We start from the raw sequence: 23,408 nt of genomic DNA, 5'->3' as shown, positions 1-23,408 counted from the left end.
AGTGGAGTCACCGTGACCCTCGCACCCGCCGCCGCTGACGGTGCGGCCCCGGCGACCGGCGCTCGCGCGCTCGCGCACCCCGACCGCGGCGACATCAGGATCGAGGACGTGCTCCACGCGCTGTCCGACCCGACACGACTGCTCGTGGTCCGGGAACTGGCCCTCGCCGAGGGTGAGCTGAGCTGTTCCTGTTTCGGGCTCACGGTGTCGAAGTCGACGACCACGCACCACTTCCGGGTGCTGCGCGAGAGCGGCGTCATCCGGCAGACCTACCGGGGGACCGCCAAGATGAACGGGCTTCGCAGACACGACCTGGACGCCCTCTTCCCCGGACTGCTGGACAGCGTTCTCGATGCGGTCGAGCGCCAGGCCGGGCGGATCGACCGCGGCTGACCGGTGACGCCGTACGGTCCGTACCGCCGTCCGTACCTGGCCGCGTCCCGTACCGCCGTCCGTACCTGGCCGCGTCCCGTACCGCCGTCCGTACCTGGCCGCGTCCCGTACCGCCGCCCGTACCTGGCCGCGTCCCGTACCGCCGTACGTACTCCGGCCGCTTCCGCACGGCCGGTCAGCCGCGCCGGGGGCCATCGGTGATCAGGCCGCCTCGTACCGGTGCGCCCGGCCGCCGCGCCACTCCGTCCACTCGGGACTGTCCAGGACCCGCTCGGGGTCGTCGAGCCCCGCGGTCGCCAGGAACACGATCACATCATGGTCGGAATGGGCGAGGCCCAGGATCTGGACGCGTCCGTCGCGCTGCACGGTGACGCGTCGGCCACCCGAGGGGGACGGGCGGGATATCACGATCGGGGGAGTAGCCATGTCTCCATGGTGCGCCAGATCCGCTGTCCGGGCCGTGGGACCGGCTCAGGCTGCCGACCTGTCGCTCGAACCGGTCACCGCGGCCCACTCGACGAGCAGGCGCTGGTACTCGGCCTCGTCCTCGGGGGACAGAGAGCCGTCGGCGTGCTGCCACAGATCGCGAATCTCCTCATTGACCACGGTGGCGGAACGCACGGAACCGGACGAGGGCGGAGAAGAGGACATACGGACCAGGCTACGGCCCCGGCGCGGCAATCCCACCCCCGCTGCGACGGGATATCGCTCACACATCCCTCACATGGGTTCGTCCGTCCTCACCAGACCGAGGGACCGCAGTCCGTCCGGCCGTTCGGCCACCGGCAGATGGTCCACGAAGCGCACCGCACAGCCCAGTTTCGCCGCGCCGCCGTCCGCGCGACGGTCGTCGCCCACCATCACCACGTCCGCCGGAGCGAGGCCCAGCAGCGAGCACGCGGTGCGGAAGACGCGCGGATCGGGCTTCTGGACCCCGTGTTCGTACGACAGGACGTAGGCGTCGATCAGCGGGTCCAGTCCATGCGCGCGGAGCACCGGGCGCAGATCCCAGCCGATGTTGCTGACCACACCGACCCGGACACCGGCGCGGCGCAGCCCGGCCAGGACCTCGGCGGCGTCGGGGTAGGGCGTCCACGCGGCGGGCGACCTGTGGCGTTCGTACAGCGCGTCGTACAGCCCCGGATCGGGCAGCCCGGCCTCCCTGGCCAGCCCCGTGTACACGGCCCGGTGAAGCTCCGCGCTCTCGTCCCGGACCTCCCAGGCCGGGGCGAGCCGTGGGGGAACCCGTCGCGGCGGCGGCCCGCCGGGCAGAGCGCCCGCGGCCGTCAGCCGCGCGGTGTACCGGGCGAAGTCCGCCGGGTCGAGCACCAGCCCCCGCTCCCTGAGCGCCGCCCGCAGCCAGGACTCGACCGATTCGATGCGGAACAGGGTCCCGGAGAAGTCGAAGAGCGCGCCTTTGACCGCCATGCGGCGATCCTGCCCTCCTCAGGAGCGGGGCGGCAACAGGGCCCGTCCGTCCGAGGTGTACCTGGCGTGGGCCGCGACCGAGAACGCCACCAGCGCCGCTCCCAGCAGCCAGCCGCCCAGCACATCGCTCATCCAGTGCACCCCCAGGTACACCCGGGTCGCCCCCACCCCGGCCACCGAGACCGCGGCGGCCACAGCCGCGGCCCGCCACACCGGCGGTGTCACCGCGTGGCGGCGCAGCAGCCACAGCAGCAGCCCGCAGCTGACCGCCGCGGTCATGGCGTGCCCGGAGGGGAAGGCCGCGTAGTGCGCGGAGTCCACCGGGTCCGGCCACCGCGGACGGTCCCGGCCGACAGCGGACTTCAGCCCCTGCTGGACGACGGCGGCGAGCGCGCTCGTCACCGCCACCCAGAGGGCGAGCACACGGGCACCGCCCCTCCACAGGGCGATCACCGCGACCGCGATCAGCGCGCGCATGGTCCAGGGGTCCCACACCCAGTCCGTCAGCACCCGGCTGACCCCGACGAGACCGGGTTCCGCCACCGCCCGGCGGTGCAGGGCGTCGGCGACCGTACGGTCCAGTGACATCAGCGGCGACCAGCGCGCGGTGACCAGGACCGTGAGTGCCACCGCGAGGAAGGCGCAGACGGCGCCCGTCCGGAGGCCCGCCGGGGGCGGGGTCGCACGGTCCGGCGGGGAGAGCGTGGGGGAGTGCATAGGACGATCCTCGCGGATGGGCGCGGCGTCCGGGCAGGATCTTCCGCCCGGATCGGTGTGGATCGGGGTAGATCCGCGGGGGCCGGTGAGCGGTGGCCGGTGCCTGCGGGCCGGTGCCGCGGGCCGCGAAGCGGGAAACGGACCCACCGGGAGCGGTCGGTGGCCGGGGCCGGCACCAGCGGCGCGTGCCGGGGCGGTGAGCCCGGCGCGCACCAGGACGAGTGGCCCTGAGAGAGCCGCCCCATCAGGGAGAACGGGACAGCTGCCCTCAGCTCAGTGCGCTGAGTCCCGGAACGAAGGCGACCAGCAGGGGGACGACCGGCACCAGGGCGGCTGCCGCGGTGAGCCGCAGCCGACGGCCCGCCGTGAGCCGGTTCACCGGAGCGAGCAACCGGTTCACCCGCAGCGGTAGTTGTGCGCCCGGGGCCGGGCAGGGGCCGAACACGCCCCGGTCCTCGTTGAGTCCGACCAGCGCCAGCGCGGTGGTCAGCCGGCCGAAGCGGCGCGACGCCATGTCGTCGGCGGCCAGTTCGACGAGCCGGTGCATCTCGTCACGGAACGCGGCGAACACCGGCACCTGCGGAAAACCCGCGGCCAGCGCGCCGGAACAGTGCAGCAGCCAGTCGTGCCTGGCCTGCGCGTGGCCCTGCTCGTGCGCCAGGACCGCGTCCAGCTGGCGGCCCTTGAGACGACCCAGTGCCGCCGTCGTGATGACCAGCCGGGGCGCGGCGCCGGGCAGCCACCAGGCATCGGGGCGTTCGCCCTCCAGGACGACGAGCCGGCCCGCGCCCGGCTCCTCACCGGGCAGCAGCGGAGAACGCACCAGCAGCTCCGCCCGGCTGCGCCTGCGCCGTACCCGGGCGCGCCGGATCTCCCGGGTCAGCATCGCGGCGGTCCACACACCGCCGAGGGCCAGCAGCACGGCGATCACGGCCGACCACGGCCCGTACGCGGCCAGGGCGTACGCCTCGACGACGGCGCGCGGCGCGGGAGCGAAGACCTGGCCGCGCACCTCCTGCCAGGCGGCCGAGGCGCTGAACGTCATGGAGAGGCCGAACGACAGCAGTACCCCTGCCACCACGCACTGCCACACCCACAGCGCCACCACGGGCTCGCGCTCCGGCCACTGGGCCCGCGCCATGAGCCGTGGGGTCACGACGGCGGCCAGTGCGCCGAGCAGCAGCAGCGCGAGGGAGACCAACATGCCGTCAGCCTATGAGGGGTGTGGCCCCGCTGGTACGGCTGCGCCCGGCAAGTGACGTACGCCACGTCGCTGTGGCGTTTCCCGCGAGCCGCCCGCCGCACGGGCCGCCGCAGCTCAGCCCGCCAGGCGTCCCCGTCGCCGCGCCGCATTCCGCGACCGCGCTCACAGCGGCAGCAGCATCGCCAGCATCCCGATGCCCATCGTCAGCCGGCAGGCGGGGACGAGTTCGGGACGGGCGCCCCAGGCGCCCCACCCGTTCCCCCTCCCGGCCCCCGCACCGCCGCCGGCCTCCGCCCCCGGGGCGCCGGCCGGTATCAGCCGGGCCCCCGAGCGGAGCACGTAGACGGCGTAGTAGACGAGCAGCAGACCGGTCAGCAGCGGTATACCGCCCGCCGTCGGCGCGACCGCCCCGGAGCCGTGACCGGCGTGCGCACCACCCGCACCGTGCCCGGCCCCGCCGATGCCCGGCGCCATCGTCAGCGCCATGTAGACCATCGCCAGCGAGCCGACCAGATGGTGCAGATGGTGCCCGCCCCGCCGTGCGGTCCGCAGCGCGCGCAGCGCGGCCGCGCCGAACAGCACCGCGTACGCCACCCATGCCCAGGCCGGCGGGGGCACGACCGCCGCGGGTAACGCCATCGCGGCCATGCCGAAGCCCATCAGCGCCTCCGCGCGAGCCGTCCGGCGCTCCTCCGCCGCCTCGCACCGCGCCCGCAGCAGGCAGTACGCCCCCGTCGCGGCGCACAACGCCATCAGCAACCAGCCGGACATGGCCGAACCATGCACAACGCACCCCCCACCGTCGGACGTACGTCGCCGACAACCTCGACCAGTTCGATGCCCGGACCCCGGGGGACGTACGCGGCGCACACGTGTACGGCGGGGGTACGCCGGGAGCGCACGTGACACACGGAGGGGCACGGGGGGCGTGCGATGTGGTCCGGTCTGCCGCCGGGGCGCGGCGCGGCACCCCAGGACGCCCGGCGGGCCCGTCCGGCCCCGTCCAGGCCCGTCCAGGCCCGTGCGGGACCGGTGGCGCGGGGGGCCGGGGCCGACGGGCGCGGGGTTCAGGGCCGGTGGCGCAGCGGATGGTCGGCGGGTACCTCCACCACCGCCAGGCGCACTCCGTCCGGATCCGCGATCCACATCTCGATCAGCCCCCACGGCTCACGCACCGGCGCACGGAGGACCGGCACGCCCTGGGCCCCCAGTTCCTCGTGCGCCGCCCGTACGTCCGCGACCTGGAGCCACAGCTCCGTGCCGGGCGCGGGCGGCTCGGCCGATCGGCCGGAGACCTCCAGGAAGCCGCCGCCCAGGAAGTACACCGTGCCCCGCTCGGGACCGGTGCCGAACTCCCGGTAGACCGGCAGACCCAGGGCCTCTCCGTAGAATGCCCGCGATCGTTCGGGATCGGTCGGACGCAGCAGGACGCGACTGCTCAGTACATGAACCATGCCAGGACACTAGTGTCCTGGGCCCGCGCCGGGGCCGGCCGAAACGAGCCACGGTGCGACGGACCACGCGCCGCGGGAGGCCGCGGCGGAAGAACGGAGAGTTCCCCATGGACACCGCACTGCCCCGGGAGACCGGCCGAACCGCGTTCCGCGACGCGACGGACGCCGATGTGCCCGAACTCGTGGCGCTGATCGAATCGGCGTACCGCGGGGATTCCAGCCGCGCCGGCTGGACCACCGAGGCGGACATCCTGGAGGGACAGCGCACCGACCCGGACGGGGTGCGCGCGACACTGTCCGCGCCCGGCAGCCGCGTGCTCGTGGTCGAACGGGACGGCGCCATGGTCGCCTGCTGCCACCTGGAACACCGGGGTGAGGCCGCCTACTTCGGAATGTTCGCGGTCCGCCCCGGTCTCCAGGGCGCAGGACTCGGCAAGCTGACGATCGCGGAGGCCGAGCGCTCGGCCAGGGAGGACTGGGGGGTGTCCGAGATGCAGATGACCGTCATCTCGGTCCGCGAGGAGCTGATCGCCTGGTACGAGCGGCGTGGCTACCGCCGTACGGGAAGGATGAGCCCCTTCCCGTACGGCGACGAGCGTTTCGGTATTCCGCGACGCGACGATCTCGCCTTCGAGCTCCTGGTCAAGGATCTGGGTCAGGGCTGACGGCCGTCCGTCGGCCACGGGCCCGGTGACGCGACCGGCCGAGCCGTGCCGGCACGTTCCACCCGCCGGCCTCGCACCCGTACGTCTGCGCTCACAGGCACGCCACCTGCCCGGGGACGCCCCTCGGACGCGACCGCCTCCGCGGACCGGGGACGCCCCTCGGACGCGATCGCCTCCGTCCCCTTCGCCGGGGGTGACGCCATCCCGCCCCCGTTTCTCCGGCCGCCTCAGGCGGTGAAGCGGCCCGCCCGGCGGATCTCGGGGAAGTCGGTGGTCGCCCCGTCCAGCTCGAAGGCGCGCGCCAGCCGGAGGTGTTCCGGGGTGTTCACCACCCAGCCGATGACCCTCAGCCCCGCGCCATGCGCCTGTTCGACCACCTCCAGCGTGAGACGGCGGATGTTCAGCGCCAGCGTCGCCGCGCCCACGGCCTTGGCCCGGTCCACCACGTCCGCCCGCCAGCGGCTCGCGATGAGAACGGTCCGCACGTCGGGCAGCAGTTGTGCGATCTCGGCGACCGCCTCGTCGTGGAACGACGACACCTCGATCCGGTCGGCGAGGTCCCGCCGCCTGATCACCTCCGCGAGCGCCCGCGCCGCCGCGACGTCCTTGATCTCCGCCTGCACGGGGGAGCGGACGGCGTCGAGCACTTCCTCGAAGACGGGAACCCGTTCGCCCTGTCCGGCGTCGAGCTCACGCAACTCGGCCAGGGTCATCCCGGCGACGGCCCCCGTGCCGTCGGTCGTACGGTCCACGTCGGCGTCGTGCATGACGGCGAGTGCCCCGTCCTTGCTCAGATGCAGATCCAGCTCGATGGCGTCCATCCCGGCGCGCTCCGCGTGGACGAAGGAGCGCAGTGTGTTCTCGGGTTCGACTCCCATGACGCCGCGATGACCGATGGTGACAAAAGACAAGACGACTCCCGCTTCCGTGAGAAGGCTGACTCCCCGCGCGAGAGGGTTCCTACCCAGGCGTGGCCCCGCAACCGTGCTGAGGTGTCCCACTCGGAGGGCCTGGTCGCCACCGCGACGGAAGATGCCGTTTCATCGCCGAACAACCGGAAGAACTGCGGTGATATCAAGGTCGGACAGGATAACTTTCTGATCCGCACTTGTCTCAAGGAACCGCACATGGATACGGTGGCGTCACGGAAGGTTCTCCCGTGGAGGAAGTGTTATGACGGAAATTCTTGCGCACGACGCCCCGGCCGGCGGCGCGGCTGCCGCCCAGCGGGTGGTCGAGCACCCGGCCTGGCCCACGCTCAAGGATGCCGTCGAGGAGATCCGTCCCTGGCAGTCCGAGGACGGCTCCGTCGACTTCGCGGCGGACGGCGCGCCCTCCCGGACGGCCGTGGAGGCGGTTCTCGGCCGGATCACCGGCGCGGTCGAGGAGCTTTCCCCGCTGCTCCCGCACGACGCCGCGTACCACCGTGCCCTCGTCGCCGATCTGCGCCGCTGGGCGGCCGACGGATTCGGCGTGCCCGACTTCCTCGACTCGCTGCTCGCCTTCCAGCCCGCCAAGGAGCGCGCGGACGGCCTGCAGCACCTGGTCGTCTTCGCGATGTACACGCAGAACGGCAACCCGGACCGCAACCTGGAAGCGGTCGTGCTCCGCATGGTCTGGCCGGACTGGCTCGCCCACCTCGAAGCCACCCGCTACGACAACCCGCTCTTCTGCGGCATCACCTTCGAGGACTTCACCTCCGGCTACGACACCAACTCGGCGGTGCTCTTCCCGGAGACGATCGCCGTGCGCGAGGCCCCCGAGCGGTTCAGCTGGGGCGGCATCTTCTGCGACCGTGAGGCCGCCAGGTTCCGCCGTGTCACCGAGGCGTCCGTGGACCTCCTCGGGCTGGGACTCCCCGACGACATCCGTGCGATGGTCGGCGACCAGCGGCGCTGCGAGCAGGCCTTCGTGCTGTGGGACATGATCCACGACCGCACGCACAGCCACGGCGACCTGCCGTTCGACCCCTTCATGATCAAGCAGCGCCAGCCGTTCTGGATGTACGGACTGGAGGAACTGCGCTGCGACCTCACCGCCTTCAAGGAGGCCGTGAAGCTCGAAGCGGACGGTGTCGAGCAGGGGCGCGACGTGCAGTACGCCGTGCTGTTCGACCGGATGTTCCGCTTCCCGGTCACCGGCGAGCGCGTACGCAACTACGACGGACTCGGCGGCCAGCTCCTCTTCGCGTACCTCCACAGGCACGACGTGGTGCGCTGGACCGACAACACCCTCACGATCGACTGGGCGCGGGCCCCACAGGTCACCAACCAGCTCTGCGCCGAGATCGAGAAGCTCTACCGCGACGGCATCGACCGCCCCAAGCTGGTCCACTGGTTCGCCGCGTACGACCTGGTCGCGAGCTATCTCGCCCCGCACCCCGGGTCCCGCTGGGCCAAGGGCCCGGACGCGCTGGACCTGACGCAGCCGCCCCGCAAACTCGTCGACGACGTGCTTCCGGACGAGTTTCCGCTGAGCATGTTCTACGAGGCACTCGCCAAGAAGCTGAAGCACGTGATCGCCTCCACCAAGGGGATCACCGCGGCGGGCGCCGAAGGCGCGGCCGCGTGAACACCCATGACGAGGAGGCGGTGGCCATGAACGGCGACGACAGGCCCGATGTGAGCGGCACGCTCGAAGGCGCGGTGATCGCCGTGGCCGGAGCGGCCGGAGCGGCCGGCCGGGCCACCCTGCTCAGACTGGCCGAGGCGGGCGCGACCGTGGTCGCGTCCGACGCCGACGCCGCCCGTCTCGCCGAGGCCGTCGACGCCGCCCGGTACGCGCACGGCGGCGCCACGGTGACCGGCGACACCGTCGACCTGCTCGACATCGGCGCCGCCCGGGAGTGGGCGGAGAAGACCGAGCAGGAGTTCGGCGGGATCGACGGCATGGTCCATCTCGTCGGCGGTTGGCGCGGCAGCGCCACGTTCGCCGAGACCGACCTCGCGGACTGGGACCTCCTGGAGAAGCTGCTGATCCGCACCGTCCAGGCCACCTCGCTCGCCTTCCAGGAAGCCCTCCAGCGCAGCGACCGGGGCCGCTATCTGCTGATCAGCGCCGCCGGCGCGAGCAGGCCCACCGCGGGCAACGCCGCCTACGCGGCCTCCAAGGCCGCGGCCGAGGCGTGGACGCTGGCCCTCGCCGACGCCTTCCGCAAGGCGGGGGGCGAGGACGGGCCGAGGACCGCGGCTGCGATCCTGGTCGTCAAGGCACTGGTGCACGACGCGATGCGCGCCGAGCGCCCCCATGCGAAGTTCGCGGGTTTCACCGACGTCCGGGATCTGGCCGATGCCATCGCCGGCGTCTGGGAGCGGCCCGCCCCGGAAGTGAACGGAAAGCGCCTGTGGCTGACCCCGCAACCCTGAGGACCGACGCGCGGCGTCACCATGACCCGCTGGTACGAGGATTCGCCAGCGACAACTACGCGGGGGCCCACCCGGAGATCCTGGCCGCCCTCGCCCTGGCCAACGGCGGTCATCAGGTCGCGTACGGCGAGGACGACTACACCGGACACCTCCAGCGAGTCATGCACAGCCATTTCGGCCCCACGGCCGAGGCGTTCCCCGTCTTCAACGGAACCGGCGCGAACGTCGTCGCCCTCCAGGCGCTCACCGACCGCTGGGGCGCCGTGATCTGTGCCGACTCCGCACACGTCCATGTCGACGAGGGCGGCGCCCCGGAACGCGTGGGCGGCCTCAAACTGCTGACCGTGCCCACCCCGGACGGCAAGCTCACCCCCGAACTCATCGACCGGGAGGCGTACGGCTGGGACGACGAGCACCGCGCCATGCCGCAGATCGTGTCGATCACACAGAACACCGAGCTGGGCACCGTCTACACCCCCGACGAGATCCGCGCCATCTGCGAGCACGCCCACGGGCATGGCATGAAGGTCCATCTCGACGGGGCGAGGGTGGCCAACGCCGCCGCGTCGCTGGACGTACCGATGCGCGCCTTCACCAACGCGGCCGGCGTCGACGTCCTCTCCTTCGGCGGCACCAAGAACGGGGCGCTCTTCGGTGAGGCCGTCGTCGTGCTCGACCCGGACGCCGTGCGGGCGATGAAGCATCTGCGCAAGCTCTCGATGCAGCTCGCCTCCAAGATGCGCTTCGTGTCCGTGCAGTTGGAGGCACTGCTGGCGCGTGACCTCTGGCTGCGCAACGCCCGTCACGCCAACGCCATGGCGCAGCGGCTCGCCGAGGGCGTACGCGCGGTGGACGGGGTGGAGATCCTTCACCCCGTTCAGGCCAACGCGGTCTTCGCGCGGCTGCCGCACGCGGTCGGCGAACGTCTCCAGAAGCGCTTCCGCTTCTACTTCTGGGACGAGAAGGCCGGGGACGTCCGCTGGATGTGCGCCTTCGACACCACGGAGGACGACGTCGACGCGTTCGTCCAGGCGCTCAAGGAAGAAATGGCCGCCTGACAGCCCGGCCGCCTGACACTCCAAAGTGCATAGGTATGCGCTCGACCGGAAAATCATTGCACCGGCTCGCGCGCACACCTACGCTGGGCGGTCATGGAACTGATTCAGCGCGCCCCCGGTCTCGCGCCCTATCTCGCGGCCGACGAGGCCATCGACCATGAACACCCGCTGGTGCGGAGGACCGCCGCCCGCCTGGCAGCGGATGCCGGGGACGCATACGCATACGCCGAAGCCGCCTTCGAGTTCGTACGCGACACGATCGCGCACTCCGCGGACTCGGGCGACCTCCGGGTCACCTGGCGGGCCTCCGACGTCCTCGCCACCCGCACCGGCATCTGCCACGCCAAGGCGCACGCCCTCGCCGCGCTGCTGCGCGCCGAGGGCGTCCCCACCGCCCTCTGCTATCAGCGGCCGAGCACCGAGGAGGGCGAACGCCCGATGCTGCACGGACTCGTCGCCGTCCGGCTCCCCGGGCGTGACCGCTGGGACCGGCAGGACCCACGAGGCAACGGGCCGGGCGTCGACGCCCGGTTCTCACTGGACGGGGAACGACTGGCCTGGCCGGTGCTCCCGGGCACCGACGGGGTGGACCATCCCGGCCTCCACGCGGCGCCGCACCCGGGAGTGCTGCACGCCCTGCGCTCCGCCCGGGACCGCCCGCACCTCTGGCAGATCCTGCCCGCTGAGCTCTGACGGCCATGGGTGGCCGCCGCCCCGGCCCACCGCCGTCAGGCTTCAGGCCCCTTGTCAGGCACGCCCGCGCAGCTCGGCGGGCGTCGGAGCCGTACCGCCGAGGTGCGCGGGCACCCACCAGGTGTCGCCGGCGTCCTTCGGGCGTACGGGGTAGGCGCGCTGCGCCGCCTCCAAAAGTTCCTGCATCCGCCCCCGCAGCCGTCGGGTGATCGCGCCCGCGTACTGGTCCGTCGGTGCCTCCATGGGCTCGCCCACGCGGAGCGTCACGGGAATGTGGCTGCGCCTGAAATTGCGCGGCCGCCCCTTCGTCCACAGCCGCTGGGTCCCCCACAGGGCCATCGGGATCAGCGGAACGCCCGCCTCCTGCGCCAGCCGCGCCGCGCCGGACTTGAAACTCTTCAGCGTGAACGACTGCGAAATGGTCGCCTCGGGGAACACACCCACGATCTCACCGGAACGCAGCGACGCGAGCGCGTGCGCGTACGCGTCCTCGCCCTGCTCGCGGTCCACCGGGATGTGTTTCATGCCGCGCATCAGAGGCCCGGAGATCCTGTGCCGGAAAACGGATTCCTTCGCCATGAACCGGACCAGCCGCTTCTGCGGCAGCGCGGCGAGGCCGGTGAAGATGAAGTCCAGATAGCTGATGTGATTGCTCACCAGCACCGCGCCCCCGGTCCGCGGGATGTGCTCCGAACCCTGAGTGTCGATCTTCAGGTCCAGCGCCTTGAAAAGAGTGCGAGCGGCGCCGATGACCGGCCGATAGACGAGTTCTGCCATCTGGAGAGGACCCTTCTTCAGCGCCTGGGGAGGGGTCTCCCGGGCGGAAGTTACGCAGCCGTAGGTTTTCGGCATTGGGCCGATCGTGCCCCATGCGCGTCGCGGTCGCCAGTCTCGAAAGGCCCGGGGCGCGAGATTCTCGTCACGTGGAACCGTCGGGAATGTATGAGGTGCGCGCGGTGCTGACCTCTTACGAAGAGCTCTGAGGGGAGGCCGGAAGTGGACGGGCGGGCAGGTGCGGACAGACTGGACTCCGCCGAACTCGGCGCGGAACTGGGGGAAAAGGCGACACTGGTGCAGTTCTCCAGCGCCTTCTGCCAGCCCTGCCGCGCCACCCGGCGGACCCTCACGGAGGTGGCGGGGATGGTGGACGGGGTCGCCCATGTCGAGATCGACGCCGAGGCGCATCTCACTCTCGTACGGAAGCTGGGGATCAGCGGCACCCCGACCGTCCTGGTGCTCGACGCCACCGGCCTGATCGTGCGCCGCGCGGCCGGGCAGCCGCGCACGGCCGACGTCGTGGCGGCTCTGGGAAGGGTGATGTGACGGACCGTGACACATCTCCCACCTTGTGGAACGCTCTTGACCGCGCGGTCCTCGCCTCGTCAGCCTGACGCCATGCCGTCAGAACCCCTTCTGTACGGGCGCGTCCATGTGGACCTCGCCCGAAACGCGAGCGCGCGCTGTCCGGGTCCCCGAACGACCAAGGCCCCGTAGACACCCCTCACAGAAGGACAGTTCCATGACGGCTTCGCCCGACCTCGGCGCCCGGACGGCCTCACCCGACCTCCTCCGTTCCGTCTTCCGACAGCACGCCGCGGGCGTCGCGGTGATCACGGCGGCCGGTGACCACCCGGTCGGCTTCACCGCGACCTCGCTCAACTCCGTCGCCGCCGATCCGCCGCTCATCTCGTTCGGTGTGGGTGTCTCGTCCTCCAGCTGGCCGGTCCTGGCGGAGGCCGAGCACGTCGGTGTCCACATACTCGGCGAACACCAGCGGGAGCTGGCCACCACCTTCGCGCGCAGCGGCGCCGACCGGTTCGGCCCGTCCACCGACTGGCACGAGGGACCGCACGGGGTGCCGGTGCTGGCAGGCGTCCCGGCCTGGCTGGTGTGCCAGGTGGTGGCACGGGTACCGGCGGGCGACCACCGGATCGTCATCGCGCGCGCGGTGATCGGCGACCCCTCCGGGGGAGGACGGCCGCTCCTCTACCACCAGGGGCGCTTCAACGCTCTGCGCGACTGAGGGTTCCCGGTCGGTGTGGGGAGAACCGCGTTGGGAAGGTCACAGTTCGAAGCGCTTGCCGACGGGGAAGGCAATGGTTGTACTGGCGAGTAATATTTCGCCCGGTGCGCCGGTCGCCCCGACCGGAAACCGCCCCATCAGGCGCCTATGCTGCGTGCAACAAGGCAGCCCGGAAATGACGATGCAAGTAGGAGAGCCGGCGTGAGCTTGAGGATCGTTGTCTGTGTGAAGTACGTGCCCGACGCCACCGGCGACCGGCATTTCGCCGATGACCTGACCCTGGACCGTGACGACGTCGACGGTCTGCTGTCGGAGCTCGACGAGTACGCGGTCGAACAGGCGCTCCAGATCGCCGCCGAGGCGGACGACGCGGAGATCACCGTTCTGACGGTGGGCCCGGAGGACGCCAAGGACGCGCTGCGCAAGGCGCTGTCGATGGGCGCCGACAAGGCCGTCCACGTCGAGGACGACGACCTGCACGGCACCGATGTCATGGGCACCTCGCTGGTGCTCGCCAAGGCCGTCGAGAAGACCGGCTACGACCTGGTCGTCTGCGGCATGGCGTCGACCGACGGCAGCATGGGCGTGCTGCCGGCGATCCTCGCCGAGCGCCTCGGCGTCCCCCAGGTCACGCTGCTCTCCGAGGTCTCCGTCGAGGACGGCACCGTCAAGGGCCGCCGCGACGGAGACAGCGCGAGCGAGCGGCTGGAGGCGTCCCTGCCGGCCGTGGTGTCCGTGACCGACCAGTCGGGCGAAGCCCGCTACCCGTCCTTCAAGGGCATCATGGCGGCGAAGAAGAAGCCGGTCGAGTCGCTGGACCTGGAAGACCTGGAGATCGAGGCGGACGAGGTCGGCCTGGCGGGCTCCTGGACCGCGGTGGACTCCGCGACCGAGCGCCCGGCCCGCACCGCGGGCACGATCGTCAAGGACGAGGGCGAGGGCGGCAAGCAGCTGGCCGAGTTCCTCGTGGGCCAGAAGTTCATCTAGTGCCGCTCCCGGCAAGCTCTGCCCCGTCGCGTCGCCCAGCACCCGCGCTCGCGGCGTTGGCCGAAAGCCCTGGTGGTTCCTCCCCCAAGGTCTTGAGGACCAGGGGGACCCCCTCCAGGACTGCCGGCCGCCGTGCGATCGCACGCACCGGACGACGCTCCTTCCGGGTGGACATTGCCGGTCACGGCGCCAGTGCCGCTCCCGGCGGGCCCTGCCCTGTGGCGCCGCCCGGCACGCACGCCGGCGGCCTCGGCCGAAGCCCGGACAGCTCCTCCCTCACGGTCCTGAGGACCGGGGGGCCTCATCGAGGAGTTCCGGCCGGCCGGCGACCGCACGTACCGGGCGACGCCCCGTCCGGGCGGACACCTCCGGCCACGGCAGTGGTCGCGGACCTGTCCCGGCCTCCGGCCCGTCACCCTCATCGCCCCAGATCCCTCGCATCCGCAGGAGTGCATTCCCATGGCTGAAGTTCTCGTCTATGTCGACCACGTGGACGGCGCCGTCCGCAAGCCCACGCTGGAGCTGCTGACGCTGGCCCGCCGGATCGGCGAGCCCGTCGCCGTCGCCCTCGGTACCGGCGCCGAGGCCACCGCGCCCGCGCTCGCCGAGCACGGCGCGGTGAAGGTCCTCACGGCCGACGCCGCCGAGTTCGCCGATTACCTCGTCGTACCGAAGGTGGACGCGCTCCAGGCCGCCTACGACGCCGTGTCCCCGGCCGCTGTGCTGGTGCCGTCCTCCGCCGAGGGCAAGGAGATCGCCGCCCGCCTCGCGGTCCGTATCGGGGCCGGTCTCATCACCGACGCCATCGACCTGGAGGCCGGCGAACAGGGGCCGGTCGCCACGCAGTCGGCGTTCGCCGCCGCCTTCACGACCAGGTCCCGCGTCTCCAGGGGCACCCCGGTCATCACCGTCAAGCCGAACTCCGCCGCCGTCGAGGCCGCCCCGGCCGCGGGCGCCGTCGAGGCGCTGTCCGTCTCGTTCTCGAAGAGCGCCACGGGGACCAAGGTGGTCTCCCGCACCCCCCGCGAGTCGACCGGTCGTCCCGAACTGACCGAGGCCGCGATCGTCGTGTCCGGTGGCCGAGGTGTCAACGGCGCGGAGAACTTCCAGGTCATCGAGGCGCTCGCCGATTCGCTCGGTGCCGCCGTCGGTGCCTCCCGCGCCGCCGTCGACGCCGGCTGGTACCCGCACTCCAGCCAGGTGGGCCAGACCGGCAAGTCCATCTCGCCGCAGCTGTACATCGCGTCCGGCATCTCCGGCGCGATCCAGCACCGGGCGGGCATGCAGACCTCGAAGACGATCGTCGCGGTCAACAAGGACGCCGAGGCCCCGATCTTCGACCTCGTCGACTACGGCGTCGTCGGCGACCTCTTCGCCGTGGTGCCCCAGCTGACCGACGAGATCAAGACCCGCAAGGGCTGATCCCTTCTCCCGGGCGCCCGGCGTCCGACCGAAGGCCCGGGGCCGCGTGGTGTTCTCACCACGCGGCCCCGGATCGTTTCCGGGCACCACTGACCGGGCACGGCCGCGCGCCCGCTCCGCCACCCGGATCATCGCTTCCGGCCGGGCGGACCTGGACGCCTGTGCCCAGCCGTGGCGCGCCCTCCGGCCAGGGCCGAGACGGGGACGGGCGGCCGGGCAGGGAGGAGGGCGACTACCGGCCGGCGCCGGGCACGTATCAGTCGGCGGTGGGGCGGGCGCGTACATGCATCCGCTCGCCCTGCTGGCCGAACAGACTGAGGTACTCCACCGGCTCCGTCCCCGCGTTGGCCCACGCGTGCGGGGTACGGGTGTCGAATTCGGCGGCCTCCCCGGCCGTGAGGACCAGGTCGTGCTCGCCCAGGATCAGCCGCAGCCGGCCGGACAGCACGTACAGCCACTCGTACCCCTCGTGCACCCGCTGCTCCAGCCTCTGGCCGGAGCGGTCCCATCCCACGGGCATCACCTGCTTGTAGGCGTGCAGCCCGCCGAGGTGACGGGCCAGTGGAATGAAGGTCATCCCGTCGTGACGGGTGAAGGGGCGCGGGTGGATGCGCGGGTCACCGGTCGCGGGAGCCCCCACCAGTTCGTCCAGCGGCACACCGTACGCCTTCGCCAGCGGCAGCAGCAGCTCCAGCGTCGGCTTGCGCCCACCCGACTCCAGGCGCGAGAGGGTGCTGACGGAGATCCCGGTCGACTCGCTGAGCCCGGCCAGGGTCGTACCGCGCTCGCGGCGCAGCGCGCGCAACCGGGGACCCACGGAGGTCAGGACGGACGAGAGGGCGTCATCAGCGGTCATACCTCCATTTGCCATACCGGCAACGAAGTTTGTCAAGTGGTGAAGTGCTGACGGACCATCCCGGTGGATGGAGGTGCTTCACATGGACGAGCACACACGGAACACACGAGGCGGGGCGACAGCCGCTTACTCGACGGGGGAACGGCGTTACGACGTCGTCGTCCTGGGCGGCGGGGCCGCCGGGCTGAGCGGGGCGCTGACCCTGGCCAGGGCCCGCCGCTCGGTACTGGTGATCGACTCGGGAGAGCCACGCAACGCCCCGGCCGGTCACATCCACAACTATCTGGGCCGTGAGGGGGTTCCGCCCTCGGAGCTGCTGGCCACGGGGCGGGCCGAGGTGACCGGGTACGGCGGCGAGATCATGGCGGGCACGGTGGTGACCGTGGAGCGGTCGGCGGGCGGTGGCTTCCGTGTCGTCCTCGCCGACGGGAGCGCGGTCGAGGCGGCGCGGCTGCTGGTGACCACCGGTCTGGTCGACGAACTGCCGGAGGTGGCGGGGCTGGCCGAGCGATGGGGACGTGACGTGCTGCACTGCCCGTACTGCCACGGATGGGAGGTCCGCGACCTGCCGATCGGCATTCTCGGCGGCGGCCCCATGGCCGTGCACCAGGCGTTGCTGTGGCGGCAGTGGAGCCCGCGGGTGTCCCTGCTGTCGCACACCGGTCCCGAGCCGGCCGACGAGGAGTACGAGCGGCTCGCCGCTCGCGACATCGCTGTCGTGGACGGAGAGGTGGCCGGGCTGGAGATCACCGATGACCGGTTGACCGGGGTGATCCTCAGGGACGGCCACGTGATCGCGTGCCAGGCCGTCGTGGCCCCGCCGCGCTTCACCGCCCGAGGCGGCATGCTCGCGGATCTGGGTCTGAAGACCACCGGCCAGGAGTTCGCCGGGGAGGTCGTCGGCCGCTACCTGCCCACCGATCCGTCCGGAGCGACCGAGGTGCCGGGCGTGTGGGCGGCGGGCAACGTCGCGACCCCGTCGGACACCGTCGTCGGGGCCGCCGCGGCGGGAGTACGAGCGGCCGGGGCGATCAACGCCGACCTGGTCGCGGAGGACACCCGCCGGGCCGTCGCCGCCCGGCGCGCCCCGTTCTCGGCCCAGGCCGAACGGGACGTGTGCGGCAGAGTGCTCGGCGACAGCCGGCACGGCCTGTGACCGTGCCGCCCGGCGGCCACCACACCCGGTGTCCTGGCCGGGAGCGACAGCACGGCGCAGGCGGACACGGCACCCGTGACCGCGGTACGCGTTCACACCGCGGCACGGCCACGCGTGAACGCGGCACCACACACACCACGACACACACCGGCACACCAAGGAGGACACGTCGATGACCGATGACCGCACCGCCACGGAGGCGGAGTACTGGGACGGCCGCTACCTGGAGAGCGAGCGGATGTGGAGCGGCGAACCGAACACCGTCCTGGTCCGCGAGGTCACCGGCACGGAACCGGGCCGGGCGCTGGACCTCGGCTGCGGTGAGGGGGCCGACGCGATCTGGCTCGCCCACTAGGGGTGGCGGGTGACCGCGACCGACATCTCCAGGGTCGCCCTCGGCCGGGCGGCCGGGCACGCGGCGGCGGAAGGGGTCGCCGACCGTGTCGACTGGCAGCGCCACGACCTCGGAGTGACGTTCCCGGAGGGCCCCTTCGATCTCGTGTCCGCCCATTTCCTGCACTCCGTGGGTGACCTGCCGCGTGAGCGGATTCTGCGGACGGCCGCCTCGGCCGTCGCACCGGGCGGGGTGCTCCTGATCGTCGGGCACGCCGGGCACCCGGCCTGGGAGCAGCACGACCACCCCGAGGTGCGGCTCCCCACGCCGGACGAGGTCCTGGAGTCGCTGGAGCTGGCCGAAGGGGAGTGGGAGGTGCTGCTCAGTGAGGAGCACGAGCGGACCCGGACCGGTCCGGACGGGGCGCCGACCGTCCGCACGGACAACACGCTGAAGGTACGGCGGCTGCCTGCCTGAGAGAGGCGGGCGGGTCCCGGAACGGTCGCCCGGAAGCGGGCCCGCCCGCCGCTCGGCGCGGCACGAGTCGCCGGCCGCGGACGGTGAGCGCGGATACGCGACCGGCGTCCGCGCTCCGCGCGGTACCCACCCGTGGCCGGGCGCGAAGGCGGCCGGGCCCGCGTGCCCGGCCGCCTTCACACGGGCGGCAGTTCGCCCGAGCCCCGGGGGATGAGCGCCGTCGGGAGCTCCACCCGGGCGGGTGCGTCGTCCGCGCCGTCGAGGCGGCGGAAGAGGCGTTCGGCGGCGGTCCTGCCGACGGCCGCCGCGTCCTGAGACACCACGGTGATGCCGAGCAGATCGGCCAGCTCGATGTCGTCGAAGCCGACCAGGGCGACCGGGCGTTCGCGGTCGGCCAGGACCCGTACCGCCGTCACCGTCACCCGGTTGTTGCCCGCGAAGAGGGCGGTGACCGGTTCGGGACCCGCGAGGACGGACTCGACATCGGCCCGGACCCGCGCGGGGTCGGTGGGTCCGAGGGAGACCCAGGACGGTTCGACGGCTATCCCGGCGTCCGCCATGGCGGCGTGGTAGCCGCGCAGCCGTTCCGCCGCGGTGTGGATGCGCGGCCGGTCACCGATGAAGGCGATCCTGCGGTGGCCGTGCGCGATCAGATGGGCGACGCCGGCGCGAGCGCCGCCGAAGTTGTCGGAGAGGATCACGTCCGCGTCGATCCGGCCCGCCGGGCGGTCCACGAAGACCGTGGCGATCCCGGCCCGGATCTCCGGCTCCAGGTAGCGGTGGTCGTCACCGGCCGGGATCACGATCAGACCGTCCACCCGGCGGGCGCACAGCGCCAGGACGAGTTCCCGCTCACGCCCCGGGTCCTCCGCGCTCGACCCGTTGATGAGGAGGGCGCCGTGCGCGCGGGCCACCTCCTCGACCGCGCGGCTCAGCGGCCCGTAGAACGGGTCGGCCAGATCCTCCAGGACGAGACCGATCGAGGCGGTGCGGCCCTTGCGCAGCACGCGCGCGCTGTCGTTGCGGCGGAAGCCGAGCGAGTCGATCGCCTCCTGGACCCGGCGTTCGGTGTCGGGCGTGACACCCGGTTCGCTGTTCACCACCCGGGACACCGTCTTGAGACCCACTCCCGCCCGGGCCGCCACGTCCTTCATGGTCGGCCGATTGCCGTAGCGGGAGTCGGAATGACGAATGGTCTCGGCCACGTGCGCTGTCCTGTCGTCGAATGCGGGCGTCCCTGACGCTCCGGGTCCGCAGCCGGGGACGGCCGGGGACCGGGGAGGGAAGCCGAAGGCTGTGGCGTCGAGCATAGGCCCTGGACAACGTTGTCATGCGCAGGGAGACTGGGCGGACTGCTGACAGACTCCACAGGTCCCGTACTCCGCTTCCGTATTCTCCTCACATTGTCACCGCACCCCTTCGGAGAGCACACGCCGATGCATACCGACCTCGTCGCCGCGCTCGACATCGGCGGCACCAAGATCGCCGGTGCGCTGGTGGACGGGAGCGGTGGCATCCTGGTGAGGAACCAGCGGCCCACGCCCGCCCGCGAGCACGGCGAGGCGGTGATGGACGCGGTGACGGACGTACTGGTAGGACTCACCGCCTCCCCGTACTGGCCGCGGGTGGCGTCGCTCGGCATCGGCAGCGCGGGCCCGGTGGACGCGTCGACCGGCACGGTCAGCCCGGTCAACGTCCCCGGCTGGCGCGGTTTCCCGCTGGTGGACCGGGTACGCCGGACGATCGGCGGACTCCCCGTCGCGCTGGTCGGCGACGGGGTCGCGATGACGGCGGCCGAACACTGGCTGGGCGCCGCCCGGGGCCACGACGACGCGCTGTGCCTGGTCGTGTCGACCGGTGTCGGCGGTGGCCTGGTGCTCGGAGGGAAGCTCCACCCGGGAGTCACCGGGAACGCGGGTCACATCGGCCACATCAGCGTGGAACTGAACGGGGACCTGTGCCCGTGCGGGTCGCGCGGCTGCGTCGAACGCATCGCCAGCGGTCCGAACATCGCGCGCCGCGCGCTGCTGGGCGGCTGGCTGCCCGGTCCGGACGGAGACGTCACGGCGGCCGGAGTGGCCGCTGCCGCACGGAGCGGGCACCCGGTCGCGATCGCCTCGTTCGAGCGGGCCGCCCAGGCGCTGGCCGCCGCGATCGCCGCCACCGCCACCCTCGTGGAGATCGACATCGCGGTGGTCGGCGGCGGAGTCGCCGGAGCGGGCGACGTGCTGTTCACCCCGCTGCGGCGCGCTCTGCGGAACTACGCCACGCTCTCCTTCGTACGCGGCCTGACGGTGGTCCCCGCCGTCATGGGCACCGACGCCGGACTGGTCGGCGCCGCCGCCGCCGCGCCGGTCCGCCCGGCCGGAGCCGTGGCGCTCAGCACATGACGGCGAGACGGCCCCGCCGCCGCGTCCGTCGGCGCCGGGCTTCTCCACGCGCGGTTTCCACGCCTCCTTCCCGCCCGTCCCAACAGGCCGGCCGCGGGGGCTGGAGGCGGTTCCTGTCCCACATCGTCACCGAGGACGGGTTTTCGCGGCATGGTGTTGCGGGCAAGCCTCAGAGGGCTACGGAAGAGGGGGAACCGTGATCGTCTGGGTTAACGGCGCGTTCAGCGCGGGCAAGACCAGCGCCGCGCGCGAACTGGTCGATCTGCTCCCGAACAGCACTTTTTACGACCCCGAGCTGACCGGCGGGGGGCTGCGCCACCTGCTGCCGCGCAAGAGACTGGCAGAGGTGACGGACTTCCAGGACCTGCCGATCTGGCGGCGGCTCGTCGTGGACACCGCCGCCGCCATGCTCGCCGAGGTCGGCGGTGTGCTCGTGGTACCGATGACCCTGCTCCGGCAGGAGTACCGCGACGAGATCTTCGGCGGACTGGCGTCCCGGCGCATCTCCGTCCGGCATGTGCTGCTCGCCCCAGAGGAAACGATCCTGCGCCGAAGGATCGCGGACCGCGAGGAGACCGCCGACGACCCCGTCCGCAACGACCGGATTCGGCAGTGGGCGTACGAACACATCGAGCCCTACCGGGCGGCACTCGGCTGGATCACTCACGACGCCCACATCATCGACACCAGCGCGCTCACCCCGCACGAGACGGCGAAGCGCATCGTCGAGGCCGTGGACAGCGGGGCGGCGGCCGACTGCGAGATCGTCCAGACCCCCGAACCGACCGCCGAGACCCTGGCCGCCGGAGTGCTGCTCTTCGACGAACACGACCGGGTGCTGCTCGTCGACCCGACCTACAAACCCGGATGGGAGTTCCCCGGCGGTGTGGTCGAACCGGGTGAACCGCCCGCACGGGCGGGGATACGCGAAGTGGCGGAGGAGATAGGCATCCATCTCGACCGGGTGCCGAAACTGCTGCTGGTGGACTGGGAGCCGCCGAAGCCCCCGGGCTACGGCGGCCTGCGGATGCTGTTCGACGGCGGCCTGCTGAACTGCGAGGACGCGGGCCGGCTGCTGCTGCCCGGGTCGGAGCTGCGGGGCTGGCGGTTCGTCACCGAGCAGGAGGCGGCAGATCTCCTGCCGCCCGCCCGCTACCAGCGGCTGCGCTGGGCGTTGCGGGCGCGGGAGCGGTCAACCGTGCTCAACCTGGAGGCCGGAGTCCCGGTCGGCTGACGCGCGCAGGACCGCGGCGGAGACGTGGGTCAGTTCTTCCTCGACTCCGCGTAGTTGCGCAGGAACAGCGCCTCGGCGACCGAAAGGCGCTCCAGTTCCTCGGGCGACACGCTCTCGTTCACCGCGTGGATCTGCGCCTCCGGTTCGCTCAGGCCGATCAGCAGGATCTCCGCCTTCGGGTAGAGCGCGGCGAGGGTGTTGCACAGCGGGATCGAACCGCCCATGCCCGACGTCTGCATCTCCTCACCCGGGTAGGCGACACGCATCGCCTCCGCCATCGAGGTGTACGCCGGACTGGAGGTGTCCGCGCGGAACGCCTGGCCCTGGCCGACCTGTTCCACCGAGATCCGCGCACCCCAGGGGGTGTGCGCCTCCAGGTGCGCGGTCAGCAGCTTCGTCGCCTCGGCCGCGTCCTGGCCGGGCGGCACGCGCAGACTGATCTGGGCCCGCGCACTGGCCTGCAGCGACGGGGTCGCGCCGACCACCGGCGGGCAGTCGACACCGATCACGGTGACGGCGGGCCTGGCCCAGATCCGGTCGGCGACCGTACCCGTACCGATCAGTTCCACCCCGTCCAGGACCCGTGCGTCCTTGCGGAACTCGTCCTCGGGGTACTGAAGACCGTCCCAGTCCGCATCCGACACGAGTCCGTCGACCGTCGTCGTGCCGTCCTCGGCGCGCAGCGAGGCCAGCAGCTGGATCATCGCGGCGAGGGCGTCCGGCGCGGCGCCGCCGAACTGCCCCGAGTGCAGATTGCCCGCGAGCGTGTCCAGCCGCACCCGAAGCATCGTCATACCGCGCAGCGTCGCCGTGACGGTGGGCAGGCCGACCCGGAAGTTACCCGTGTCACCGATGACGATCGTGTCCGCGGCGAGCAGCTCCGGGTGCGCCTCGGCGTACCGCTCCAGACCGCCCGTGCCCTGCTCCTCGGAGCCCTCCGCGATCACCTTGACGGAGACCGGCACGCCGCCGTCGGCCCGAAGGGCGCGCAGCGCGAGCAGATGCATGATGAGGCCGCCCTTGCAGTCGGCCGCCCCACGCCCGTACCAGCGGCCGTCGCGCTCGGTCAGTTCGAACGGCGGGGAGAGCCAGGCGGACTCGTCGAGCGGCGGCTGCACGTCGTAGTGGGCGTAGAGCAGCACGGTCGGCGCACCGGCCGGGCCGGGCAGGAAGCCGTAGACCGATCGGGTGCCGTCAGGCGTGTCGAGCAGGGCGACGTCCTCGAAGCCCTCGGCGCGCAGCGCGTCGGCGACCCAGTCGGCGGCCGCTTCGCACTCGCTCCTCGGGAACTGCGCGGAATCCGCCACCGACCGGAAGGCCACCAGCTCGGCCAGCTCCGCCTTGGCCCGGGGCATCAGCGACGCGATGGTCTCGAATATCGGACGGGCGGTCATGGGCACGCTCCTCGTGGGTGCGACGTTGAATGGACGACTCGTCGTGCACCATGCCGTGTGTGTGGCGGCGGGCGCGCGGTCGGGCCGGCGGGAACCACCGCAGATCCTCCCACAGCGGGGGTCGGTCGCAACGCGCCGTAGGATGCCGTGAGCAGCTT

25 protein-coding genes and 1 pseudogene are annotated in these 23,408 nt (G+C 72.2%); 14 read left to right on the top strand and 12 right to left on the bottom strand.

Going from position 1 to position 23,408, the window contains the following annotated elements:
- Positions 1-12 precede the first annotated feature (12 nt).
- Positions 13-393 (top strand): ArsR family transcriptional regulator, encoded by a 381-nt coding sequence (locus PZB75_RS01515; protein ID WP_275533452.1) that lies wholly within the window; start codon positions 13-15, stop codon positions 391-393.
- Positions 394-594: 201 nt separating this feature from the next.
- Here the strand turns inward: PZB75_RS01515 and PZB75_RS01510 are convergent, their stop codons facing one another.
- The 7 genes from PZB75_RS01510 to PZB75_RS01480 form a co-directional block, all read right to left on the bottom strand.
- Positions 595-819 carry a hypothetical protein gene (locus PZB75_RS01510; RefSeq protein ID WP_275533451.1) on the bottom strand — a complete coding sequence of 75 codons (225 nt, stop codon included), beginning with the start codon at positions 817-819 and terminating at the stop codon, positions 595-597.
- A 45-nt stretch (positions 820-864) separates the two neighbouring features.
- Positions 865-1,044, bottom strand: a complete 180-nt coding sequence (locus tag PZB75_RS01505) for a hypothetical protein (protein WP_275533450.1) — start codon at positions 1,042-1,044, stop codon at positions 865-867.
- A 69-nt stretch (positions 1,045-1,113) separates the two neighbouring features.
- Positions 1,114-1,821, bottom strand: a complete 708-nt coding sequence (locus PZB75_RS01500; protein WP_275533449.1) for an HAD family hydrolase — start codon at positions 1,819-1,821, stop codon at positions 1,114-1,116.
- An 18-nt stretch (positions 1,822-1,839) separates the two neighbouring features.
- The gene (locus tag PZB75_RS01495) at positions 1,840-2,538 is read right to left on the bottom strand and encodes a phosphatase PAP2 family protein (RefSeq protein WP_275533448.1); all 699 of its coding nucleotides are present in this window, start codon (positions 2,536-2,538) and stop codon (positions 1,840-1,842) included.
- Between the two features lie 268 nt (positions 2,539-2,806).
- Positions 2,807-3,742, bottom strand: coding sequence for a M56 family metallopeptidase (locus PZB75_RS01490; RefSeq protein WP_275533447.1), 936 nt, complete (start codon positions 3,740-3,742; stop codon positions 2,807-2,809).
- A 162-nt stretch (positions 3,743-3,904) separates the two neighbouring features.
- Complete coding sequence (locus PZB75_RS01485; protein WP_275533446.1) at positions 3,905-4,528, bottom strand: DUF5134 domain-containing protein; 624 nt, start codon at positions 4,526-4,528, stop codon at positions 3,905-3,907.
- Positions 4,529-4,809: 281 nt separating this feature from the next.
- On the bottom strand, positions 4,810-5,196 hold the full coding sequence (locus tag PZB75_RS01480) for a VOC family protein (protein WP_275533445.1): 387 nt from the start codon (positions 5,194-5,196) through the stop codon (positions 4,810-4,812).
- 107 nt (positions 5,197-5,303) lie between these two features.
- Between PZB75_RS01480 and PZB75_RS01475 the strand changes: the two genes are divergently transcribed.
- Positions 5,304-5,861, top strand: a complete 558-nt coding sequence (locus PZB75_RS01475) for a GNAT family N-acetyltransferase (protein ID WP_275533444.1) — start codon at positions 5,304-5,306, stop codon at positions 5,859-5,861.
- Positions 5,862-6,088: 227 nt separating this feature from the next.
- Here PZB75_RS01475 and PZB75_RS01470 read toward each other — a convergent pair whose 3' ends face one another.
- Positions 6,089-6,739 carry a glycerophosphodiester phosphodiesterase family protein gene (locus PZB75_RS01470; protein WP_275533443.1) on the bottom strand — a complete coding sequence of 217 codons (651 nt, stop codon included), beginning with the start codon at positions 6,737-6,739 and terminating at the stop codon, positions 6,089-6,091.
- A 295-nt stretch (positions 6,740-7,034) separates the two neighbouring features.
- On the opposite strand from PZB75_RS01470, the gene PZB75_RS01465 reads away from it, so the two are divergent.
- The 4 genes from PZB75_RS01465 to PZB75_RS01450 all read left to right on the top strand — a co-directional run bounded on the left by PZB75_RS01465 (position 7,035) and on the right by PZB75_RS01450 (position 10,977).
- Positions 7,035-8,432, top strand: a complete 1,398-nt coding sequence (locus PZB75_RS01465; protein WP_275533442.1) for a DUF6421 family protein — start codon at positions 7,035-7,037, stop codon at positions 8,430-8,432.
- A gap of 26 nt (positions 8,433-8,458) precedes the next feature.
- Positions 8,459-9,226, top strand: coding sequence for an SDR family NAD(P)-dependent oxidoreductase (locus tag PZB75_RS01460; RefSeq protein ID WP_275538541.1), 768 nt, complete (start codon positions 8,459-8,461; stop codon positions 9,224-9,226).
- Positions 9,223-10,284 (top strand): low specificity L-threonine aldolase, encoded by a 1,062-nt coding sequence (locus tag PZB75_RS01455; RefSeq protein ID WP_275538540.1) that lies wholly within the window; start codon positions 9,223-9,225, stop codon positions 10,282-10,284. Before PZB75_RS01460 ends, PZB75_RS01455 begins: the two co-directional genes overlap by 4 nt.
- 93 nt (positions 10,285-10,377) lie before the next feature.
- Entirely contained in the window at positions 10,378-10,977 is a 600-nt protein-coding gene (locus PZB75_RS01450; protein ID WP_275533441.1) for a transglutaminase domain-containing protein, read from the top strand.
- Between the two features lie 54 nt (positions 10,978-11,031).
- Here the strand turns inward: PZB75_RS01450 and PZB75_RS01445 are convergent, their stop codons facing one another.
- Positions 11,032-11,754, bottom strand: a complete 723-nt coding sequence (locus PZB75_RS01445; RefSeq protein ID WP_275538539.1) for a lysophospholipid acyltransferase family protein — start codon at positions 11,752-11,754, stop codon at positions 11,032-11,034.
- 219 nt (positions 11,755-11,973) lie between these two features.
- Here PZB75_RS01445 and PZB75_RS01440 point away from each other — a divergent pair, with 219 nt between their 5' ends.
- The 4 genes from PZB75_RS01440 (at position 11,974) to PZB75_RS01425 (ending at position 15,409) form a co-directional block, all read left to right on the top strand.
- Positions 11,974-12,300 carry a thioredoxin family protein gene (locus tag PZB75_RS01440; protein WP_275533440.1) on the top strand — a complete coding sequence of 109 codons (327 nt, stop codon included), beginning with the start codon at positions 11,974-11,976 and terminating at the stop codon, positions 12,298-12,300.
- A gap of 196 nt (positions 12,301-12,496) precedes the next feature.
- Positions 12,497-13,000 (top strand): flavin reductase family protein, encoded by a 504-nt coding sequence (locus PZB75_RS01435; protein WP_275533439.1) that lies wholly within the window; start codon positions 12,497-12,499, stop codon positions 12,998-13,000.
- A gap of 201 nt (positions 13,001-13,201) precedes the next feature.
- Positions 13,202-13,987, top strand: a complete 786-nt coding sequence (locus PZB75_RS01430) for an electron transfer flavoprotein subunit beta/FixA family protein (protein WP_275533438.1) — start codon at positions 13,202-13,204, stop codon at positions 13,985-13,987.
- Between the two features lie 459 nt (positions 13,988-14,446).
- Positions 14,447-15,409: an electron transfer flavoprotein subunit alpha/FixB family protein gene (locus tag PZB75_RS01425; protein ID WP_275533437.1), complete on the top strand. Its 963-nt coding sequence runs from the start codon at positions 14,447-14,449 to the stop codon at positions 15,407-15,409.
- 256 nt (positions 15,410-15,665) lie between these two features.
- Here PZB75_RS01425 and PZB75_RS01420 read toward each other — a convergent pair whose 3' ends face one another.
- A complete protein-coding gene (locus tag PZB75_RS01420) occupies positions 15,666-16,265 on the bottom strand; it encodes an XRE family transcriptional regulator (protein WP_275533436.1) in 600 nt (199 codons plus the stop codon).
- Between the two features lie 82 nt (positions 16,266-16,347).
- Between PZB75_RS01420 and PZB75_RS01415 the strand changes: the two genes are divergently transcribed.
- Together PZB75_RS01415 and PZB75_RS01410 are read left to right on the top strand one after the other, a co-directional pair.
- Positions 16,348-17,421, top strand: coding sequence for an NAD(P)/FAD-dependent oxidoreductase (locus tag PZB75_RS01415; RefSeq protein ID WP_275533435.1), 1,074 nt, complete (start codon positions 16,348-16,350; stop codon positions 17,419-17,421).
- Positions 17,422-17,593: 172 nt separating this feature from the next.
- A pseudogene (locus tag PZB75_RS01410) lies at positions 17,594-18,232 on the top strand (class I SAM-dependent methyltransferase).
- A 176-nt stretch (positions 18,233-18,408) separates the two neighbouring features.
- Here the strand turns inward: PZB75_RS01410 and PZB75_RS01405 are convergent.
- Entirely contained in the window at positions 18,409-19,437 is a 1,029-nt protein-coding gene (locus tag PZB75_RS01405; protein WP_275533434.1) for a LacI family DNA-binding transcriptional regulator, read from the bottom strand.
- A 231-nt stretch (positions 19,438-19,668) separates the two neighbouring features.
- Between PZB75_RS01405 and PZB75_RS01400 the strand changes: the two genes are divergently transcribed.
- Together PZB75_RS01400 and PZB75_RS01395 are read left to right on the top strand one after the other, a co-directional pair.
- Positions 19,669-20,622, top strand: a complete 954-nt coding sequence (locus PZB75_RS01400) for an ROK family protein (RefSeq protein WP_275533433.1) — start codon at positions 19,669-19,671, stop codon at positions 20,620-20,622.
- Between the two features lie 196 nt (positions 20,623-20,818).
- Positions 20,819-21,856 (top strand): NUDIX domain-containing protein, encoded by a 1,038-nt coding sequence (locus PZB75_RS01395; RefSeq protein WP_275533432.1) that lies wholly within the window; start codon positions 20,819-20,821, stop codon positions 21,854-21,856.
- Between the two features lie 29 nt (positions 21,857-21,885).
- On the opposite strand, the gene PZB75_RS01390 is transcribed toward PZB75_RS01395, so the two are convergent.
- The gene (locus PZB75_RS01390; RefSeq protein ID WP_275533431.1) at positions 21,886-23,250 is read right to left on the bottom strand and encodes a dipeptidase; all 1,365 of its coding nucleotides are present in this window, start codon (positions 23,248-23,250) and stop codon (positions 21,886-21,888) included.
- Positions 23,251-23,408 lie beyond the last annotated feature (158 nt).

Source organism: Streptomyces sp. AM 4-1-1 (assembly GCF_029167625.1).
Lineage (GTDB): Bacteria > Actinomycetota > Actinomycetes > Streptomycetales > Streptomycetaceae > Streptomyces.
Note: the sequence above shows the minus strand (reverse complement) of the source record. Positions and strands in the feature narration are given on the sequence as shown.

Coding starts and splice junctions, on each gene's coding strand:
- PZB75_RS01510 (WP_275533451.1), bottom strand. CDS start 819: ATGGCTACTCCCCCGATCGTGATATCCCGCCCGTCCCCCTCGGGTGGC.
- PZB75_RS01505 (WP_275533450.1), bottom strand. CDS start 1,044: ATGTCCTCTTCTCCGCCCTCGTCCGGTTCCGTGCGTTCCGCCACCGTG.
- PZB75_RS01500 (WP_275533449.1), bottom strand. CDS start 1,821: ATGGCGGTCAAAGGCGCGCTCTTCGACTTCTCCGGGACCCTGTTCCGC.
- PZB75_RS01495 (WP_275533448.1), bottom strand. CDS start 2,538: ATGCACTCCCCCACGCTCTCCCCGCCGGACCGTGCGACCCCGCCCCCG.
- PZB75_RS01490 (WP_275533447.1), bottom strand. CDS start 3,742: ATGTTGGTCTCCCTCGCGCTGCTGCTGCTCGGCGCACTGGCCGCCGTC.
- PZB75_RS01480 (WP_275533445.1), bottom strand. CDS start 5,196: ATGGTTCATGTACTGAGCAGTCGCGTCCTGCTGCGTCCGACCGATCCC.
- PZB75_RS01475 (WP_275533444.1), top strand. CDS start 5,304: ATGGACACCGCACTGCCCCGGGAGACCGGCCGAACCGCGTTCCGCGAC.
- PZB75_RS01470 (WP_275533443.1), bottom strand. CDS start 6,739: ATGGGAGTCGAACCCGAGAACACACTGCGCTCCTTCGTCCACGCGGAG.
- PZB75_RS01465 (WP_275533442.1), top strand. CDS start 7,035: ATGACGGAAATTCTTGCGCACGACGCCCCGGCCGGCGGCGCGGCTGCC.
- PZB75_RS01460 (WP_275538541.1), top strand. CDS start 8,459: ATGAACGGCGACGACAGGCCCGATGTGAGCGGCACGCTCGAAGGCGCG.
- PZB75_RS01450 (WP_275533441.1), top strand. CDS start 10,378: ATGGAACTGATTCAGCGCGCCCCCGGTCTCGCGCCCTATCTCGCGGCC.
- PZB75_RS01445 (WP_275538539.1), bottom strand. CDS start 11,754: ATGGCAGAACTCGTCTATCGGCCGGTCATCGGCGCCGCTCGCACTCTT.
- PZB75_RS01435 (WP_275533439.1), top strand. CDS start 12,497: ATGACGGCTTCGCCCGACCTCGGCGCCCGGACGGCCTCACCCGACCTC.
- PZB75_RS01425 (WP_275533437.1), top strand. CDS start 14,447: ATGGCTGAAGTTCTCGTCTATGTCGACCACGTGGACGGCGCCGTCCGC.
- PZB75_RS01420 (WP_275533436.1), bottom strand. CDS start 16,265: ATGACCGCTGATGACGCCCTCTCGTCCGTCCTGACCTCCGTGGGTCCC.
- PZB75_RS01415 (WP_275533435.1), top strand. CDS start 16,348: ATGGACGAGCACACACGGAACACACGAGGCGGGGCGACAGCCGCTTAC.
- PZB75_RS01400 (WP_275533433.1), top strand. CDS start 19,669: ATGCATACCGACCTCGTCGCCGCGCTCGACATCGGCGGCACCAAGATC.
- PZB75_RS01390 (WP_275533431.1), bottom strand. CDS start 23,250: ATGACCGCCCGTCCGATATTCGAGACCATCGCGTCGCTGATGCCCCGG.